Below are 18,227 nucleotides of genomic sequence, written 5' to 3'. Positions count from 1 at the left end.
GTCGCCGGTTAAGCGACTTGATTGCCGATCGCTAGAGGCAAGTGGACGCCATCCAGGGTTATGGAGATTTCATAGAAGTCGTTTCGGTCGACGTCGGCCTCGATGATGGTGTGGTCGATATCGTCGTAGGTCGCATAGGTGACGCGGATCGGCAGGCCGGCCTCGAAGCCGTCGTCGATGGCATCGTAGACGTCGCCAAAGCGCTCTTCTTCGAGCCGCTCGGCCCGGCGGGATATCTCGTACTGGGCAACGTGAATGCGGTCGCCAACGACGAAGTCGAGAATGCCGAAGACGATCTGGTGGCTCAGGGTGGGTCTTTCATCGGCTACGGCAAAGATGAAGAGGTCGTGGCCCTCTCCACCCGCAACGATGGCCGCGGTGGCGCCGAAGACGAAGGTGTCATTGCCCTCGCCGCCGATGATCTCCTCGATGCTCTCGAAAAGGTCTTCGCCGATCTCTTCGCTCAAGGCGGTGCCGGCCTCGAAGTCGAGATGAATGTCGGCAGTGAAGGTCGAATAGTCGAGCGTATCATGGCCCTCGCCGCCATCGACGCGGTCGTTGCCGGTGCCGGGGGCGATGATGTCGTCCCCTTCATCGCCATCGAGAATGTCGTCGCCTTCGTTGCCTTCTATTGTGTCGTCACCTTCGTCGCCGTGGATAACATCGTCGCCCTCGCCACCCTTGGCGGTGTCGTTTCCGGCTCCGGCGGCGACGGTGTCGTTGCCTTCATTGCCTTCGATGACATCGTCGCCTTCGCCGCCATGGATGATGTCGTCACCGGCGCCACCCTCGATGGTGTCGTTGCCTTCGTCGCCATGGATGATGTCATTGCCGGCTTCGCCGAAGAGCAGGTCATTGCCGGCGCCGCCGCCGATGGTGTCGTTGCCCTCGCCGCCGAAGATGATGTCATTGCCCTCGTTGCCAAAGAGGGTGTCGTCGCCGTCCCCGCCAATGATGTGGTCGTCGCCGAGCCCGCCGGTGACGCTGTCATTGCCGGCGCGGGCGTCGATGATGTCATGGCCGGGCAGAGCGTCGATGTCGTCGTCCCAGGGGGTGCCGGCATAGACGTCGGCATTGGCGGTCAGGTGCACCTGGTTGCGGACGATCTCGAGACTGGCGGTCTGCACGATCTCGATCAGGCCATCGCTGATCTCATAGGTGAAGGTGACGAGACCGAGCATGCCGGGGAGCGTCGTCAGGGTCCAGCCTGCACCGGTCTGCACCAGGGTGGCGCCAGTGACGGTGAGGTCGTTGATGGTCAGAATATCATTGTCGGGATCGCTGGCCCCGAAGAGCAGTTGGGAGAGGCCGATCAGGACCACCTGGCCGGCAAAGACGTCGTGGAGGCGGACCGGGCCCAGAACGGTGGGGGCGCGGTTGGTGCCATTGTCGTCGTCATCATCCTCGTCGTCGTCATCGGGGTCGGCATTGTCATTGTCGCCGTCGTCCTCGCTGGGGCTCGGGGTGTCCTGATGAGGCTTTGGACCAGAGGAGGACGGGGTGATGTTCGGTTCGGCGCGATCGAAGAGGGCAGCATTGTCGTTCTGCGGCCGGTAGTGGACGGCAGCAGGGAAGAAGGGGGCGACATTGGGACCCAGGAAGTCGAAGGAGGCCGCGGTATAGTGGAAGGCGATCGGGTCGGGCATGGTAAAAGCCTCGTCCCAGCCCAGGGCCGCGTGACGGACTGAACTCCTCGGATGCTCTTCCTCGATGCCGCCGGTGGTCATGAGATCGACCCCGGGGCCGCCGGGTTCGTGGCGGGTGCCGCGGGGAGCGCCGCTATTGGCGGCGGGATTGGCTTCGGTGCCCGGAGACACGTGGTCCTGGGCGTCAGCGGGAAAGACGCTTTTCACATAGGCGGCGATGCCGGTGAAGAACAGCGCCAGATAGACCGGCAGGCGCGAGGTTTTCTCGGGAACGTTGAACTCGAGCTTTTTCCTGAGGTCGGCCGGATCGGATTTTTGGTGCTGCTGCTGGCTGGATTTGGCCTCGATGATCATGCCATGCCTCCCGTTTCCGTCCGCGGCTCGACCACTTTGAGGCCACCGGCATTGGTATTGAGGTTGGCCTGGCGCTGGCCGGCAACGATCTCTTCCTTGGGACCGAAGGCGGTCAGCCGGCCATTCTGGATGACCGCCACCATGTCGACCTCGGCCAGGATCGAGGGGCGATGGGCAACGACAATGGCAATGCCGCCACGGGCCCGGATCTGGCGGATGGCCAGGTTCAGCGCCTGTTCGCCCTCGGCATCGAGGAAGGCATTGGGTTCGTCCATGATGACCACGAAGGGATCGCCATAAAGCGCCCGGGCCAGACCGATGCGCTGGCGCTGGCCGGCCGAGAGGGCGGTGCCCATGGGGCCAAGCTGGGTGTCATAGCCATCGGGGAGCCTGACGATCATCTCGTGCACGCCCGCCGCCTTGGTGGCCGCGACAATGGCGCGGGCATCGCGCTGCGGGGCCAGGCGGGTGATGTTTTCCACGATCGTGCCATCGAGCAGAGCCACGTCCTGGGGGAGATAGCCCACATATTGGCCGAGCTTGTCCTCGTCCCACTGGGTGAGGTCGGCCTCGTCGAGACGGATGGCACCGCGCAGGGATGGCCAGATACCGGTCAGGGCGCGAACCAGCGTGGTCTTGCCGCCGCCGCTGGGGCCGATCACCCCAAGACCCTGGCCGGCATTGAGCTCGAAGGCGACTTCGGTGAGGAGGACCCGGCCACTGGCCGGCGCGGCCACCGAGATCTTGTCCACTTTGAGCGACTTGGACGGGGCCGGCAGGTCAAGCGGCTTGGTCATGTTGGAGAGGGCCACCATGGTATCGCGCAACCGCTTGAACGCCTGGCGGGCGGCAACGACGCCCTTCCAATTGCCGATGGCCATGTCGATGGGGGCCAGGGCGCGGGAGGAAGCGACCGAGACGGCGATGATGGCGCCGGCAGACATCTGGCCCTGAATGGTCAGGTAAGCACCGACGCCCAATAGGGCCGATTGCAGCACCATCCTCAAAATGCGCGAGAAGGCGCCAAAGGTGCCGATGACATCGCTGGCGCGGGTCTGCAGGGTCAGGTGGTCCTGGTTGACCTCGTTGAAGCGGCTGACGGCCCGGCCGGCAAAGCCCATGGCCTTCAGGATATCGGCATTGCGGGCATTCGAGTCAGCCACGGCATTGCGGGTGAGGAAGGCCTGTTGGGCGGCGGCGGCGAGTTTGCGCGACTTGAGTTCGGTCCAGATGGTGAGGAGGGTCAGGACAAAGGCGCCGCCGAGCGTCAGGGCGCCGAGCACGGGGTGGAGGAAGTAGACGAACAAAATGTAGAGCGGCACCCAGGGCAGATCGAACAGGGCCACCGGGCCCTGGCTGCCCATAAAGGTGCGGATGGTGTCGACGTCGCGGCCGCGTTCCAGGGCCTCGCCGGTGGAAAAGCCGAAGCGGGGCATGTCGACGCTGACGCGATGGGCAATGGGGGCCAGCATGCGATCAAAGCGGGCCCCGATGCGCACCAGCAATTGGCTGCGCACGATGTCGAAGACGCCCTGGAAGAGATAGAGCCCGATAACGAGGATGGAGAGCGCCAGGAGGGTCGGGATGGAGCCGCTGGTCAGGGCCCGGTCGTAAATCTGCAGCATGTAGAACGAGCCGGTCAAAGCCAGCACATTGATGATGCCCGAGATCCAGAACAGGAAGACCGCGACGCCCTTGAACTCCCGGCGCAGCATCTCGTCGCCGCGATGTTCGGCTAAAACCTTTGTCGTCGATGCCATGATCAGCCCCCGGAATGGTGGATTATCGAAAGGAAAAAGCCCGGCCGGTTAAACCGGCCGGGCAGTTGGAGGCTAAAGGTTGAAGTCGGTGCCGGTCAGGGCGTGGTTGCCGGCAATGCTGATCCGGAACTCGGGGGCATTGTCCCCGGCCGTATTGCCCGAGATGACGGTATATTCCCCATCCTCCCGCGTCTCATGGGTGACCACGATCTGGCCCGGGGCCGTGGTGGAGGTTTGGAGGGTGAAGCTGTTGTTCCCCGCCACCCCGGCATTGGCATCGATCCCCGAGAGGTCGATCTTGTCGCCGGCCTCAAAGCCCTTGATCGTGTCGCCATGGGCGGCAGTGGCCGAACCGAAGACGAAGATGTCTTCACCCGCTCCGCCATCCACCACATTGACGGCATTGCTCATGGTGATCACGTCATCGCCCGAGCCGGTGGTGACATTCTCCACCCCATAGAGCGTATCGGTGCCGCTCTGGCTCGACACCGCGCTGCCGCGGCCACCCACCCCGGTGCCCAGGTCCACCGTGGCATTGGCGGTGAGGAAGGCCAGGTCCAGCGTGTCATTGCCGGCATCACCCGAGATCTCGCCACCATAATAGGTGTCATTGCCATCGTTGAGCGAACCGACGAAGAGGTCGTTGCCGGCGCCACCGAAGACGGTGTCGTCATCTGCCCCGGCATCGATGAGGTCATTGCCCGAACCACCGAAGAGGCGATCGTCACCCGCCTCGCCATAGATCAGGTCATCGTCATCGCCGCCGAAGACATCGTCGTCGCCATCATCGGCAAAGACCACATCGCGACCCGCCCCGGCATCGACGAAGTCATCACCGGCACCGGCCCGGATCACGTCCACTCCGGCATTGGCGATGATGTAGTCCGTCCCGGCAAAGCCGAACACCAGGTCCCCACCAGACGTCCCCAGCAACACATCATCCTGGGGCGTCCCAAGTACAGGACCACCGGCAGACGAGGCGTCGTCATCATCGTCATCGTCGCAGTCGTCGTCATCTTCGTGATCGTCGTTCTCGTCGTCCTCGTCGTCGTCACCACCGATCTGCGGGCCGTCGCCGGTCGCCACGTAGGAAATGCTGTGCTGGCCATTGGTCAGCGTGGTCACGCCGTTCTCGTCAGTGGTTTCGTCGAAGTCGTCCAGCGTCATCCCCTCCGGCAACTCGATCACGTCCTGGGGTCGCAAGCTGCCCACGATCGTGTCGTGGCCGCCATTGGACTTGAACACGATGCGATGTGCCGAACTCAGGGCCGAGATATCGACCGTGTCGTCGCCAGCATTGCCGTCGATGGTGATCGTGCTGAAGTTGAGGCTAGTGAAGGGCGAATTGAAGTTGCCGATCACCTGGATCGTGTCGCCGTTCGCTGCGCCACCATCGGGGGTATTCGGGTTGTTCCCGTTATTCGCCGTGGTGTTCAGCGTGTTAACACTGATCTCCTCGATATTGTCGAGCTCGGCGATGACGGTCATCGTCGCCCCCACCGTGCGGGTGATGATGATTTCGCTGTCGGCCCCGGTCACCGGGATGCCAGCGTCGAGAGCTGCCTGCCTGGCGTAAATCCGGAACGTTTCGGTGAGGCCGCCACGTCCGTTCACCACGAAGGTATCGGCGCCGCCTTCCTGTCCGTTGACCATGTCGAAGCCGTCGGTGTCGCTTCCGGCCAGGTTGGTGTTCCACACGATCGTATCGTTGCCGGTACCGCCCAGGATGATGTCATCGCCTGTGCCAGCGACGATCGTGTCACTGCCGTCGCCGGCATTGATATTGTCGTTGCCGCCATTGCCGTTGATCGTCGTGCCCAATGTATCCCCGACGATGATGTCGCTGGTGCCCGTACCAGTGATCGTGCCGGTCTGACGGACGACGGTCACCAGGTTGGCAGCATCCGTAAGAGCACCATCGCTGACGACGTAGTTGAAGGAACCGCCGGCCGGACCGGTCGTAAGATCCGAGACGGTCACTACATCCACGCCGAGAGCCGGCGCATTGAGGCCGCTCTGCGAGCCCACCGCGGTGATGCTGAGGGCGCTGCCTTCGGGATCCGTGTCGTTGGCCAAGAGGGCCGACCGCGCGATCGAGAAGGTTGTCCCGGCAGCCACGTTGGTGATGACGGTGTCGGCATTGCCAACGGGTGCGTCGTTCTGTGCCACGACCGAGATCGTGGCCGTGGCGATCGCGCTGTTGAGCAGGCCATCATTGACCGTCACCTGTAACACACGGGCAACCGTGCTTGGGTTGTTCGATGGGTTGTTGAACCGCACCTGCTGCAGCGCTGTCTGGTACGCGGCGGGCGAAGCATTGCCCGTCAGTGTCAATGTGATCTGCCCGGCGACATTGGCGACTGCCGCCGTGATTCCGGCAGGCAAGCCTGCGGCAGAGAGGGTGTCGCCGTCGCTGGCATTGGTCAGCACCACCCGGGCCGAAGCGATGGTCGTGCCGTCGTCGGTGATCACCGGCCCGGCAACGATGGCCACGCCGCCGCCGTCTTCGGTGAAAGTACCGGCGTAGTTGTTGCCGGGGGCACCGGGAACGGGCGTAAGCGTGTCGATCTCGGTCTGGATGTTGACGTTGTCGATATAGAAATTGTCGTCGCCTTCCAGGCTACCATTGGCAATAAAGCGGATTTGAGTGTTCGCTCCGGTCAGCCCCGCGGCCAATGTCTGCGAGAAACTACCGGTAGTGTCGCCGCCGAACGTGCCGATCGTGGTCCATGCGCCGGTCGTAGAGTTTCGCGCCTCGACAGACACGGTCTCATTGCCGCCATCTAGATCGTCTGCCTCCCAGGAGAATGAGAGCGTTGCCCTCGTTACGCCCGCGAGATTGACAGCACGAGCCACATATTCGCCGCCGTCCGTTGCGTTGTTAAACTGTAGCCGGCCCCCAGCTACCTGGATGTCGCCCGCCGTAGGGCTGCCGGCCCCAGCCCCGTCGTTGGTCTCGGTCCAGTTTCCATTCCAGTTCGAGGCGCCGTTGTTGAGGTTGTAAGCGTTCGATGCGAACTCGTCGCGATAGGCCTGAGCCACCGTGGCGGTCGTTGTGGCCGTAGTTGGGCCATGCAGGTCCAGCGTTGGCACTTGCAACAGGACGTCCTGGTCGGTGAAATCAAGCACTTCGACGTTCCGCACGGTGTCGGTGCCGTCAGCCTGCGTGCCGCCGACATGGGCTACCGTTATGGTGCCGTCTGGGCTGAAGTCGATATCGTATTCGGCCCGGGCGCCCGAGAAGACCGCCCGGTCGACATCGGCGATGCCGTCGCTGTCGGTTTGGTCATTGCTGTTGCGGATGGTCCGCACGATTCCCAGCTGCGCCGGATTGATCGAACCGTTGAACATCGAGGCGGCAAGCGTCGTCATCGAGTTATGCAGGGCGATCGGGGCGCCTTCATGGTCCACGTCGCCGGGGGCGTAGACCCCGATCTGCACGTCGAGCCACTTGTCACCATCGAGGATGTCGTCGCCGCCATTGCCGCGCATGGTGTCGCTGCCGTCGCCGCCGAGGATGATGTCGCCAGCATCGAAGGTCGTGACGCCAGCGCCGAGCAGCTCCTGCAGGCCCTGGATGAGGGCGATGCCTTCGGCGGTCAGCACGCTGCCGCGATAGCCGGTCGTGCCGCCTTGTGCCAGCGGCGCACGGTCTGCGGCCAGATCCTCGGTACCGGTCAGGATATCGTTGAACTTGGTACCTGACAGACCCTCGACCGATTCATACTCGTCCAGCGCTGCATTTTGGGGCAGGACAGGCGCTTCGTCGAAGATGATGGGGATCGAAAGATCCGCATTCACCGCTAGCGTATTGTCCTTGTAGGTCGCCCAGTCGAAGCCAGACATGCCCACCATTTTGCCGCGGCCGGCGCTGCCGACCATGATGTCATTGCCGCCTTCGCCGATGAACTCGTCGAAGCCGCCATCACCCAGGAACACGTCGTGGCCGTTGATCTCGTCCTGGGCGAAGACTTCGTCGAAGTTGTCGCCAGGTGCGCCGTCGAACGTGCCGGTTTCGATCCAGTCACTGCCCTCGTTGCCGAGAATGCGTTCGGCATTCTTGTTGCCATAGACGAAGTCGTCGCCTGTGCCGGCAAACACTTCGGACCCCTCGTCGGTGCCGAGGAAGATGAAGTCCGTCCCGGCGCCACCAAGGATCAGGTCGAGGCCGGGGCCGGCGTGGACGACGTCATTGCCGTCGCCGGCCTTGACGTTGTCGTCGCCGCCAATGTCGACGATGATATCGTCGCCGGCACCGGCATTGATGATGTCGTTACCGAACCCACCTTCGAGCTTGTCGTTGCCGCCGTCACCATGCAGCGTATCGTCGCCGATGCCGCCAATCAGGGTGTCGGCACTGTCCGTGCCGCCCAGGACGACGTGGTCGCCCCCGGTATAGCGCAGATAGTTGGTGTCAGCTCCTGGCGTTGCCGGGTTGTTGCGGATGACCAGCTGGGTTAGCAGGCCCGGCCCCAAGGGGTCGAGCGAGTCCAGCACGCCATCGCCATTGGAGTCATTGAACTGCCTGGCTTGGTTGACCTCCAGGATCAGCCCCGGAGCCGAGAAGACGTCGGAGGGCAGATGGGTTGCGTTGGTGTTGCGCATGATCATGGCGGCGAAGGAGTTCGCCTCCATCTCGCCGAACAGGTGCAACCCGTCGAGCCGCTGCAGATAGTAGAAGCGGTCGCCGCTTTGCAGGTTCTCCATCTGGCGTTCGAAGACGAACTGGAATGTCGAACCGAGCATGCCGCCGAACGGCATGGTCCTTTCAGCGAGGCCGCCGATCCACAGATCGACATTGTCGAGTCCGCCAAGCGTGTCGTCGTTCGCACCGACCCCGTCGGGTGCGTAGGTGCCCGTTGCATTGAGGAAGTCGAGCCGGTCAGTTGGTACGGTCAGCCCGCCGACAGAATTGCCGGTAATGATCGTCAGGGCAGCGTCGCGCTTGCCCTCGATTGTGGTCTGTCCGGTGATCAACGGATGCGTGCCATAGGCCGCGATGAAGTTGATGATCGAGACTTCGTTCTTGAGGTTGAGGGCGAAATCCGTCCAGCTCTCATAGGGTTTTAGCTGGGCGTCCTGGTTGGTCATTTCGTAGAAGGAACGGCGCGCGTCCTGCAGGGTCGGCACACCGGTATCGCGACCACGCGCCAGGTTGATGGTTGCAAGGTCGAGCGGCAGGCCCAGGAGATTGTTGCGCAGGGCGCTGGTGACGAACTCGTCGATATGATTGCCGGTTTGCCGGGTCATGCCGCGGATGATGTCACCGGCAGCGACTGCGTCATTCACCGTGCCGTTGGTGTCGAACTGGACCGGGTTCAGGAAGCCCTGGATCAGGCCAATATGGTCGGCGTTGAAATTCGCGTCGAACCTTTCGATATCCTCGTTCAGCATGGAGTGGCCGAAACGGTAGACGGTGTGGGCGAATTCCGCGACGATCGTGGGATCGAGGGTGGTGTCAAAACCGTCGGGCACGAGGAATGTGTTGATCGACGGCGTGACCTTGCGCGCGAACTCCTCGAAGACGAGGTGCTGGTACTGCATTTCGGTGCCGAACTTGGCGGCCTGGAACAGGCGCTCGCCATCCCACACCAGGGCGCTGATCTGCCCCACGGTCGTCGGGACGGTAGCCACATCGACTTCCAGCCACTCATTCAGGAATGCCACGGCCTCGGCGTGACTTGCGCCGCCCAGCAGCATGGCCTGGGCGTCGGCCACCACCACTTCCTTGGTGTGGTCGGCCAGCCGGTTGTGCTCGGCATGGAACACATGGTGCACCGCCGTCAGGCCGATATTCTCGTTGACACGGCCGTCGCCGGCGATGAAGTGCCGGTCGAGCAGTTCGTCGTCATAGTTTCCGTCAGTTTGCGAGCCATCGCCATTGTCGAGACCGATCGTGATGTCGCCATCGGCGAGACCGTCAGGCACGGCATTGTGGGCGATGTCCGCCAGGAAGGCCTGATTGGTGCGAACAATGCCGACAAGGCTGACGCCCAATCCGCCATTGGCGGCTGGATTGCCCTCGACCGTAAGGTCGTCGGCGGTATTGGGTATGCCGTCCGGGCCAATATCGGTGACTGCGAGCGGGAAGCCGTTGGTGCCGCGGATGAAATTGCCATAGGGGTCGGTGCGCAGCAGCGGCACGCTACCCACGTCCTGGTCCAGGAGCTCGAAGCCCAGCATGTCGCTGGTCTGGACCTTGAGTTCACCCCAGTTGGCCATGCCGCCATTGTTGCCTTCGATCAGGTGGCCCGTTGCTCGTGGACCATCGGCGGTCATCACATATTGGCGCAGGAACACCTGATGCGAGGGATGGGACGTATAGGTCTGATTCTGGTCGACATAGGCCGTCGTCGTATTGACCGGCCGGCCATCGTCGAGACTTTCATCGACCAGCGGCGTCGCGGGGTTGTCCCCGAGGATGCCATCGGCGCCAGGTGAGGTGGTGGCGCGGGTCAGCACCATGAAGTTGTTTGGATCGTCGGCGGTTCCGGCAATGTTGTCGGCCCCGTCAAGGTCGGGATTATAAAGTGGATCGTCCGTCGTCAGCGGGATGAAGACGGTCCCGTTCCCGCCCTTGTTCACGAGGTCCAGACCATGATCGAAGAATTGGCCGAACAGGGTGAACCAGGAGTTGAACGGCGCTGACAGGCCCTCGTCGGGCGCGATATTGGGCAGAACCACATTGGCGCCGCTCAATTCGACGCCGTTGGCGGCGAGCAAGTCATCGAACGAGACACCCGGGCCGGCGCCATCGGCGTCCAGCGCACGGGCATCGGCAAGTGCGGTCTGGGCGGCCTGGAGAACCACCAGGGCGGCAGCGGCGGCGGCGTCGAGCGCCGGGCTGGGAGGAACGGCCACGTCGGCCGCCGCCTGCGCTTCCGAATAAGCGTCGAGTGCGTCGTCTACCGCCTTGAACAGGGGCTTGAGCGGCTCGTAAGCAGCCATGATGGAGGACGCAATGACCAGCAGGTCACCGGCAATGCCGTTGCGCGTCAGCGCCGTCACGATCGCAGCCGGGTTGCTCAGCGTTTGATCGACGATGAGGTTGCTGGTGGTGCGGACCGATGGGTCAATGACGTCGCCGGGAGTGGCGTTAGGCCCAGCGCCATCGGCGTCGTTGCCCGGTGTGTAGGGAAATGGAAATTGCACAACGCCGTTCGGGACATTGGGGCCATTGGTGTCTACCGGGCCCAGGACGGTGCGAAACTCCGGCGGCACGAGCTCATTGAACTCGCGGTCCGAGGCGCCCCATTGTTCCTGGCCGGGCAGGAGGTGGTTGTAGCTGCCATCGACCGTGCGCAGGCCCCAGGCGATGTTGTAGGCCGGAATGGATCCTCCGGGCCCAAACAGCGGCTTAGCCACATTCAGCGGGTCGCCGGTCGAAATGCCCTGTCGAAATGCGGCATCGGCTTCCGAAATCTTGATCTGCTTGAGAATGAATTCAAGGTCGCTCTTGATATAGGTAACCATCACTACCCCTCCGGCGCAAAACGCAGCCTGCAATAGGCGGCTTTCACCATCCCTGGCCCCGGCGACTGCCGCGGCCTTCATCGGAGAAGGATAGTGCCCAACATCTCGGCTGGGCGTCAGGTCGGAACGTCTAGCCGATCGGCGGCATAAAGGTCCGACGCTGAACTAGACTTTTGGCCCGTCGGAAACTGTACTTAAGAACAGGTACTCGGCTCGAGATTGGTGAGTTCTTCTGTCAGTATTATTTTGTATCTCACTGATCTGCCTTGAATTTATTTGCGCCCGGGAAAATCTCGCTATTAACCCCTGTTCGAGGGGAGGGCTGGTAGAGGCAATACTGTAGGTATACTATCGAATTGGTTGAGAACGGCGTTGCGTGCGGAGCGAGATTTGACCGATCGGCGAGGCGTGTTCAAAGGGGTGCTGAAGCGCTGGAAGCGGCTCCCACTCGCCCACCAGTTCGCCCTTTATGGTAGCGCCGTCACCGTGGCCGCCATGCTCCTGTGCGGTGTGCTGATCACCAGCGCCATGACCGAAATTACGCTCGCGCGCCGCGGAACGGTGGTGCCCGCCCTCGTCGAGGGGATGATCGACCCGCATATCCAGCAACTTGGCTCGGATGGACGCCTGGCCGAGAGCGACCGGCTGGCGCTGGACGCGATGATGAATGACGAGACCCTTCTGGCCGAGTTTCCCTATCTCGACCTGTGGCTCGCGGACGGCACCATCCTTTATTCCAACAGTCCGGAACTGGAAGCGCGCCAGCTTGAAATGCCCATCAAGGTGCAGCGCGCCTTTGCGGGCGAGATTGGTGTCGATTTCACCGATGTCAGTTCGGAAGACTATGCCGAGCACGGTTTTACGACCGATTTCATCGAGGTCTATTTCCCCCTGCGCAACCGCGAAACCGGGGACATCGCCGCGGTTGCCCAGCTCAGGGAGGTGACTGCGTCGCTCGAAAAGGATCTCTGGTCGCTGACCCTGTCGAGCTGGGCGACGGCGGCCACGATAGGCCTGATCGTCATGGCGGCTCTCTTCGGCATCGTGCTCGAAGGCAGCCGCAAGATCGAGCGGCAGGGGCGGATTCTCAACCGACGACTGGCGCAATCGCATGCGCGTGCGGTCCGGCATCGTGAACTGAAGGCGGTGGCGCAGCGCGCCTCGCTGAGCGTGACCGAATTTACCGACAAGCATTTGCGCACCATTGGCACGGACCTTCATGACGGGCCGGCCCAAACGATCGGCTTTGCGGTATTGCGGCTCGATCAGATCCGCCGGCTGGCCAAGAAGGACGAGCGGGAGGCGGTTGTCGCCGAGATCGAGGATACGCTGGGGGGCGCGCTTTCAGAAATCCGCGCCATCGCCTTGGCGCTGGTCTTGCCCGACATAGAAGATCTCAATCTGGCGCAGGTCATCGAGCGCGCAATACAACAACACATTCGTCGCACCGGTATCACCATAGACGTGGACAGCCGCGTAGAACCGGTTCATGCTGCCCCTGAATTGTGTGTTTGTGTGTATCGATTTATCCAAGAGGGTCTGAATAACGCGTTCCACCATGGTCTGCCGGAGGGGCAGACGATGACTGCGACAATGCAGGGAGGGGTGCTAAAATTGTCGATCACCAATAAAAATCTAACAGACTACGTGGAACAAGCCGACCATCGGGGCATTGGCCTTTATGGTCTGCGGGCGCGCGTCCAGAGTATCGGTGGCAACCTGGCTTTCGTGCAGAAGGATGGCCAGACTCGCCTCGAGATGTGGGTGCGAAATGTCTAGGCTCCGGCAGCGGTCGAACTCAAAATGATCAGGATCGTGGTCGTTGACGATCACCCGATGTTCCGGACTGGATTGATCCAGGCCGTGACGGTCGAGGGTGATATTTCGGCCGTTGGCGAGGGTGGCAGCGCCGCAGAAGCGGTCGAACTGGTTGCCTCGCTGAGGCCGGATGTACTTTTGCTCGATGCGCAGATGGCCGACGATGGCCTCGAGCGCATACCCGACATCGTGCTCGCCCATCCCGAGACCCGGATCGTGGTGGTCACCGCTTCAGAAGATGAGAACGATATTGCTCGCGCCGTCGAGGCGGGGGTCTATGGCTATGTGCTCAAGGGTACTACCGGCTCCGATATGCGCAGTATCGTGCGCCTGGTGAACAAGGGCGAGAACGTCATTCCCAAGGACATGTTCGGGCGGTTGCTCGGCATGTTGCGGACCAAGTCCGCCCCTGCCGCGCGGGCGGGCGACGCCAAGCTTTCGAAACAGGAAACGCAGGTCCTGCAATTTCTGGCGCGGGGGCTCAGTAATCGGGAGATCGGGGTGCGACTCGATATCACCGAGCGCACGGTGAAGTTTCATCTGTCGAACACCTTCTCCAAACTGCAGGTGCGCAACAGGGTGGAAGCCAGCAATACGGCTCGTCGGATGTGGCCCAGCCTCGAAAACTAAGGCGCGTCGTGATCTGCCGGATCGCTTGTTGCGCTTAGGAGTCCGGTGCTTGCGCATGTCGCCCGAAGCCGGAAGCGCTTTCTAAGACGTGCCCTTGGGCCAGACCTGTCTTCAGCGTTCTATCGAAGGCACTGGCCGGGTTTTTGACCGGGACGGGGTCTTGCCTCGACCTTTGCCGGTGTCAGCCAGGGGCGGCGGGCTTTCGGGGATGGACAAGTCAGCGCGCCCGGCGAGACTGCGCTCGAGCTTATGCGTGCGCTGGGCCAGCACCTGATATTGCGCAGCTATCAGGCCCTCGGCCATGCGCGCCTTGCGCAATTGCTCGCCTTGTTCCTCGAGCATTCGGCTGCGCCGGGACGTCACGATACCCACCATGAGCGCCGCAAGGACCCAGGAGAGCGGGTCGGCCCAGGTCAGGCGAAAGTATTCGGCATGAGACATGTCGAAGGGGCGCGTTGGCAGGCCGTTGAAATAGGAGATCGCGGTTGCGCCCATGGCGGCGAGGACGCCGCCGAGCACGCCATATTGCGCGCTCAGCAGGATGGCGATGAAGAGGAAGGGATGCACGGGCCAGGAGGCAAATGACATCAGGCCGGAATGCTCGATGAGGGCCACCCCGCCCAGCAAGAGGATGCCTTCGGCAAAGGCGAGCACGTTTGACCGGGATGACGAAACGGCAGTTATCGGGGGCTCTCGGACGGTGCCGGAAATAACCGGATTGTCGCTGCTCATATCGGCCTCTCAATAATCTACGTTCTGCAATGAATCAGCCGGTAATGGCTGGGTTGTTGACGACGAAAGTCAGGCGGTTGAGGGTGCCCAAAGCGCGGCGCATGGCGGCATAGGCCAGGGTTCCGCTGGCGATCGAGGCCAGGACGTAGCCGAGTCCGAGATAGTCGGGATTGCTCAGCATGATGGCCGTGCCGGCCGCGTTCAGGGCCAGGAACAGGACCTGCAGCCAGAGATAGGCCTTGCCGTATTGGACGAAGAGGATGACCCCGCAACTGGCCTGGAACAGGAAGTGGAAGGCGGCCCCGACAAGCGCCAGGCGCAGCACGGAAATGGCGTCATAGGGCAGGCCGAGCAGGTCGGCGAGAAGGGGCGCCATGACCGCCAGGGACACGCTGATGGTGAGCTGGATGAGGAAGGCTGAGAAGACCGTGTCGACGGCGTTCTGCGCCAGGCTCGCTCGCTGCTCGTCGATCTGACGCAGCGTTCCGCCCGAATGCACGATGTCGCGATAGTGGCGGTAATTGTTGAAGAAGGTTGTTTCGAGCCAGACCACCAGGATCGACATCACCGGCACGATGGACAGATAGGCCATGAACATGGGGCTGTCGTAGCGGGCCGAGTAAATGAGGCCATCGGCAACGGCCGTCCCCTCGCTCGATTGCCAGACGATGATCTTGTCGATCCAGACGGCGAGGGCACTGCAGATGCCGGCGGCGATGAACGTGCCTGATACGGGACGGATTTCGCGCAGTTTTGCCGGCAGATCGCGCAGCGCTGTCAGGGGGCCGGGAAAGGTCTTGAGGATGAGGAAGTTGAGAATGCAGAACGAGATGCAGAGACCGATACTGAAGCCGATGAGCATGCCGCCGGGGCCATTGCCGAGTGCGGCTGCCGAGGTGCCGAAGATGATGGAACAGCTCAGGCCCAAGGCAAAGGCCGAGGTCACCGTGCCGTATTGCTTGATGGCGGCGACGAAGGACATGGCGAGCCACAGGTGGGACACCTGAACCACGCAGATGATTGCTGCAAGGCCAAGGCCAAGCGGCAGGCGGATGAGCATGAAGAAGACCACGGTTCCGCCGATCAGCGACAGCAAGGTGGTGATAAAGACGGCGGCGAGATAAATGCCGTGCACTTCCTCGAAGCGACGCAGGAAGAGAATGCGTGATACCCGCAGCGTCGCATCGAGCGAGATCGGCGAGGTGATGACGAGGGACAGGGCGAAGCTGTAGATCACCAGGATGCTGAAGACCTTCAGGTCCGTGGGATCGAGCAGTGGCCGCCCCAGGATGTGCAGCATCGCCAAGCCGATCATGATGACGATCCAGGGGCCCGAGGCGATCATGATCGCATGACCGCCAGCGAGGGATCGCGAGGCCAGATTGTCCTGGCTGCTCAGTTTTTTCAGTGCAAACCCTATCCCGGCCATCACGACACCATTTGGGGTTGAGGCGCGAAATTGCGCCCATAGAGTGCGCCATAGGCGTCGGCGACGGCCTCGGCGCGATAGTGCTTGCGCACGCGGCGTTGCAGATTGTCGCCATAGGCGTGGAGGCGTTGCTGGTCGGCGAGCAATAGGCCGATGGCCAGGGCGATTTCGTCATTGGCGCCCACGGGGGCGACCATGCCGCCCGGGCCGATGGATTCCCCGTCGTTGGCTGGGCCTTCGAGGATTTCGCGACATGCCCCGACGTCGGTGGCAATGCAGGGAACGCCTGCCGCGCCGGCTTCGAGGATAACGAGGGGGAGGGCCTCGCTGATGCTGGTGAGAACCAGAACGTCGATGCGCCCGAGATAGTCGACGACATTTACCGGGCCGGTGAAGGACACGGTGTCCGCCAATTGCCGCCGGTTGACCTCGGTGATGCAGCTTTGCGCATATTCGGGGTCCTCATCCATCGGGCCAATGACGAGGGCCTGGAGGTCCGGGAAGCGTCGGCGCAGCCGTTCGGCGACGTCGATGAAGGTCTGCACGTCCTTGATGGGCGTGACCCGGCCGATAAAGGCGATCGTCGGGCGGTCATGCGAGATCGGCTTGATCCGGCCGAAGCGTTCTGAATCGACCCCGTTGGGAATGACACTCAGCTTTTCGGGGCCGGCACCAAGCGCCAGCTGGAAGGTCTGGTTGGCCTCATAAAGCGCCACGATCTCGGTGGCCGAATTGTAGGCGACGCGGGCAAAGCTCTCAAAGCCGCGGGCCCAGAGTTCGCGGATATCCTTGCGGTCATCGGAGAGGTCGAGGCCGTTGTCGATGCTGTTGGAAATCCAGTCGGCCATCAGGATCTCGATGCGGCGTTCGTTGGAATAGATGCCGTGCTCGGTGATGAGGGTCTTGCGGCCGGTTTCGATGGCAGCGCGCGCACCGATGAGGCCGGCATAGCCGGTGGAAACAGCGTGATAGATGCGGGCCTGGGGCAGGGGGCAGGTCAAGACCCGGAAAAGGCCGCCGACCAGCGTCCGCCAGGCCCAGAAATAGCCCAGGAACGAGGCATGGGCCATGGAGCCATAGTGGTAGCACATGGTCTGCCAGGCTTCCGGCGAGTTGAGCAAGGTATCGAGCGAGACGCGTCGTCCCGGGGGCCGAGAAGCTTCATCAACTCGCTGAGCTGGCGCGTGTCGCCGTCGGTCAGCAGGTGGCCGATGAGTTCGCCGGTATATTCCGGGGTCGCCGCCGGCCAGTCGTGCGTTGTGCCCATATTGTTGTCGTCGAGCCGGACGTGTTCGATCGAAAGCAGGTTGTCCGGCCTGGCATAGCGCGGCTCGCTGGTCGGGGCGCCCGGCAGGATCGCAAGGACCGTGAACGTGAGTTCGGGATGCGAGCGGATCAGCCAGTCGATCCAGGTGGAGACGCCCCCGGCGACGTAGGGGTAGCAACCCTCCGCTATCAGGCAGATATCGGCGATAGGTTCCGGCGCATTGGCCGGCATCATGTTCACGTCACGCCACATAATTGAAACTCCCCAAAATTTCGCAGAACGCTGTGCGCCGCGGTCAGATCGCCGCGGGGCGACCCAGCGTGGCCTGGATGACGTTTTCACTCATGTTCGACAATTGGCGGCGCCGACTGCGGCCCCGCGTATGGGCAGCGACGGCGGCGGCCTGAACGCGGACGCGTTGATCGGTGCTGCGCAGGGCCAGAGCCAGGGCGACCTCGACGAATTTTTCGTCGTCCTCGATCGCGAGATAGGCCAGGAGGCCCTGTTTTTCCTGCATGGTCCCGGTGCTCAGGAGCGCATCATAGGGGCGCGGCAGGCGAGTCTGCGGACTGATGAGACGCCCGTCGATGATCATGTCGACCAGTGTGACGGCCGGCTCTTCGACGGGGGCAATGGTATTGTACCATTTGTCCAGCGCGTCGGCCTTGGGCCGCCAGATCGGCTGGTCCCCGAGCAGGGCCGCTGCAGCGCCGATCGGCCCGCCGGCAAAGGTCAAGAGGGTGAAGGTCTGCAGCGATCCGGTGTCGATCCTGGCCCGTTCGAGGCAAACGATCACAAAGACGAGGGCGGCGACGATGCCCAGGTGCCCCAGCGCCACCGTGCCCCAGCCATTGCCGGCCAGCGCATAGGCGCTGAGCAGGATTTCGCCGATGAGCGTGGCGATCTGCAGGGTCCTGATTGCCACGGTGCTGCCGCTGCCATGGACGGCTGGGTCGGGAACCAAATTCTGTGCACTGATATGCTCGTTCATGACAGCACTCCCAAAATAGAGGCCTGTTCGCGGCAGGTCGTTCGAGATCAGGCTATGAGGGGGCAGGTCGGACCGCATTGATGGCCGTCAATGCCGTGCTGGTGGCACTGTCCTATCTGTGGGAACG

9 protein-coding genes and 1 pseudogene are annotated in these 18,227 nt (G+C 62.5%); 2 read left to right on the top strand and 8 right to left on the bottom strand.

The features are described from left to right. Nucleotides 1-8: 8 nt before the first annotated feature. From NVV77_RS17280 to NVV77_RS17270, 3 genes are all read right to left on the bottom strand, one after another. A complete protein-coding gene (locus NVV77_RS17280; RefSeq protein ID WP_295415197.1) occupies nt 9-2,000 on the bottom strand; it encodes a cadherin-like domain-containing protein in 1,992 nt (663 codons plus the stop codon). Continuing rightward, nucleotides 1,997-3,760 carry a type I secretion system permease/ATPase gene (locus tag NVV77_RS17275; RefSeq protein ID WP_295410010.1) on the bottom strand — a complete coding sequence of 588 codons (1,764 nt, stop codon included), beginning with the start codon at nt 3,758-3,760 and terminating at the stop codon, nt 1,997-1,999. The genes NVV77_RS17280 and NVV77_RS17275 overlap by 4 nt, the downstream gene beginning before the upstream one ends. A gap of 72 nt (nt 3,761-3,832) precedes the next feature. After that, nucleotides 3,833-11,233 (bottom strand): peroxidase family protein, encoded by a 7,401-nt coding sequence (locus tag NVV77_RS17270; RefSeq protein WP_295415196.1) that lies wholly within the window; start codon nt 11,231-11,233, stop codon nt 3,833-3,835. 372 nt (nt 11,234-11,605) lie between these two features. Here NVV77_RS17270 and NVV77_RS17265 point away from each other — a divergent pair, with 372 nt between their 5' ends. After that, nucleotides 11,606-13,012, top strand: coding sequence for a histidine kinase (locus NVV77_RS17265; RefSeq protein ID WP_295415195.1), 1,407 nt, complete (start codon nt 11,606-11,608; stop codon nt 13,010-13,012). A 24-nt stretch (nt 13,013-13,036) separates the two neighbouring features. Beyond that, entirely contained in the window at nt 13,037-13,681 is a 645-nt protein-coding gene (locus NVV77_RS17260; protein WP_295415194.1) for a response regulator transcription factor, read from the top strand. A 111-nt stretch (nt 13,682-13,792) separates the two neighbouring features. Here the strand turns inward: NVV77_RS17260 and NVV77_RS17255 are convergent, their stop codons facing one another. The 5 genes and pseudogenes from NVV77_RS17255 to NVV77_RS17235 all read right to left on the bottom strand — a co-directional run bounded on the left by NVV77_RS17255 (nt 13,793) and on the right by NVV77_RS17235 (nt 18,100). Beyond that, nucleotides 13,793-14,413: a hypothetical protein gene (locus NVV77_RS17255; RefSeq protein WP_295415193.1), complete on the bottom strand. Its 621-nt coding sequence runs from the start codon at nt 14,411-14,413 to the stop codon at nt 13,793-13,795. A 34-nt stretch (nt 14,414-14,447) separates the two neighbouring features. Then, nucleotides 14,448-15,842 (bottom strand): exopolysaccharide Pel transporter PelG, encoded by a 1,395-nt coding sequence (gene pelG, locus NVV77_RS17250; protein WP_295415192.1) that lies wholly within the window; start codon nt 15,840-15,842, stop codon nt 14,448-14,450. Further along, complete coding sequence (gene pelF / locus NVV77_RS17245; protein WP_295415191.1) at nt 15,842-16,963, bottom strand: GT4 family glycosyltransferase PelF; 1,122 nt, start codon at nt 16,961-16,963, stop codon at nt 15,842-15,844. Before pelF ends, pelG begins: the two co-directional genes overlap by 1 nt. Before the next feature lie 152 nt (nt 16,964-17,115). Further along, a pseudogene (locus NVV77_RS17240) lies at nt 17,116-17,340 on the bottom strand (DUF3492 domain-containing protein); the annotation flags it as partial. Between the two features lie 64 nt (nt 17,341-17,404). Then, complete coding sequence (locus NVV77_RS17235; protein ID WP_295415190.1) at nt 17,405-18,100, bottom strand: hypothetical protein; 696 nt, start codon at nt 18,098-18,100, stop codon at nt 17,405-17,407. Between the last annotated feature and the right edge of the window lie 127 nt (nt 18,101-18,227).

It is taken from the genome of Devosia sp., from assembly GCF_024707125.1.
In the GTDB taxonomy this organism is placed as follows: domain Bacteria; phylum Pseudomonadota; class Alphaproteobacteria; order Rhizobiales; family Devosiaceae; genus Devosia.
Note: the sequence above shows the minus strand (reverse complement) of the source record. Positions and strands in the feature narration are given on the sequence as shown.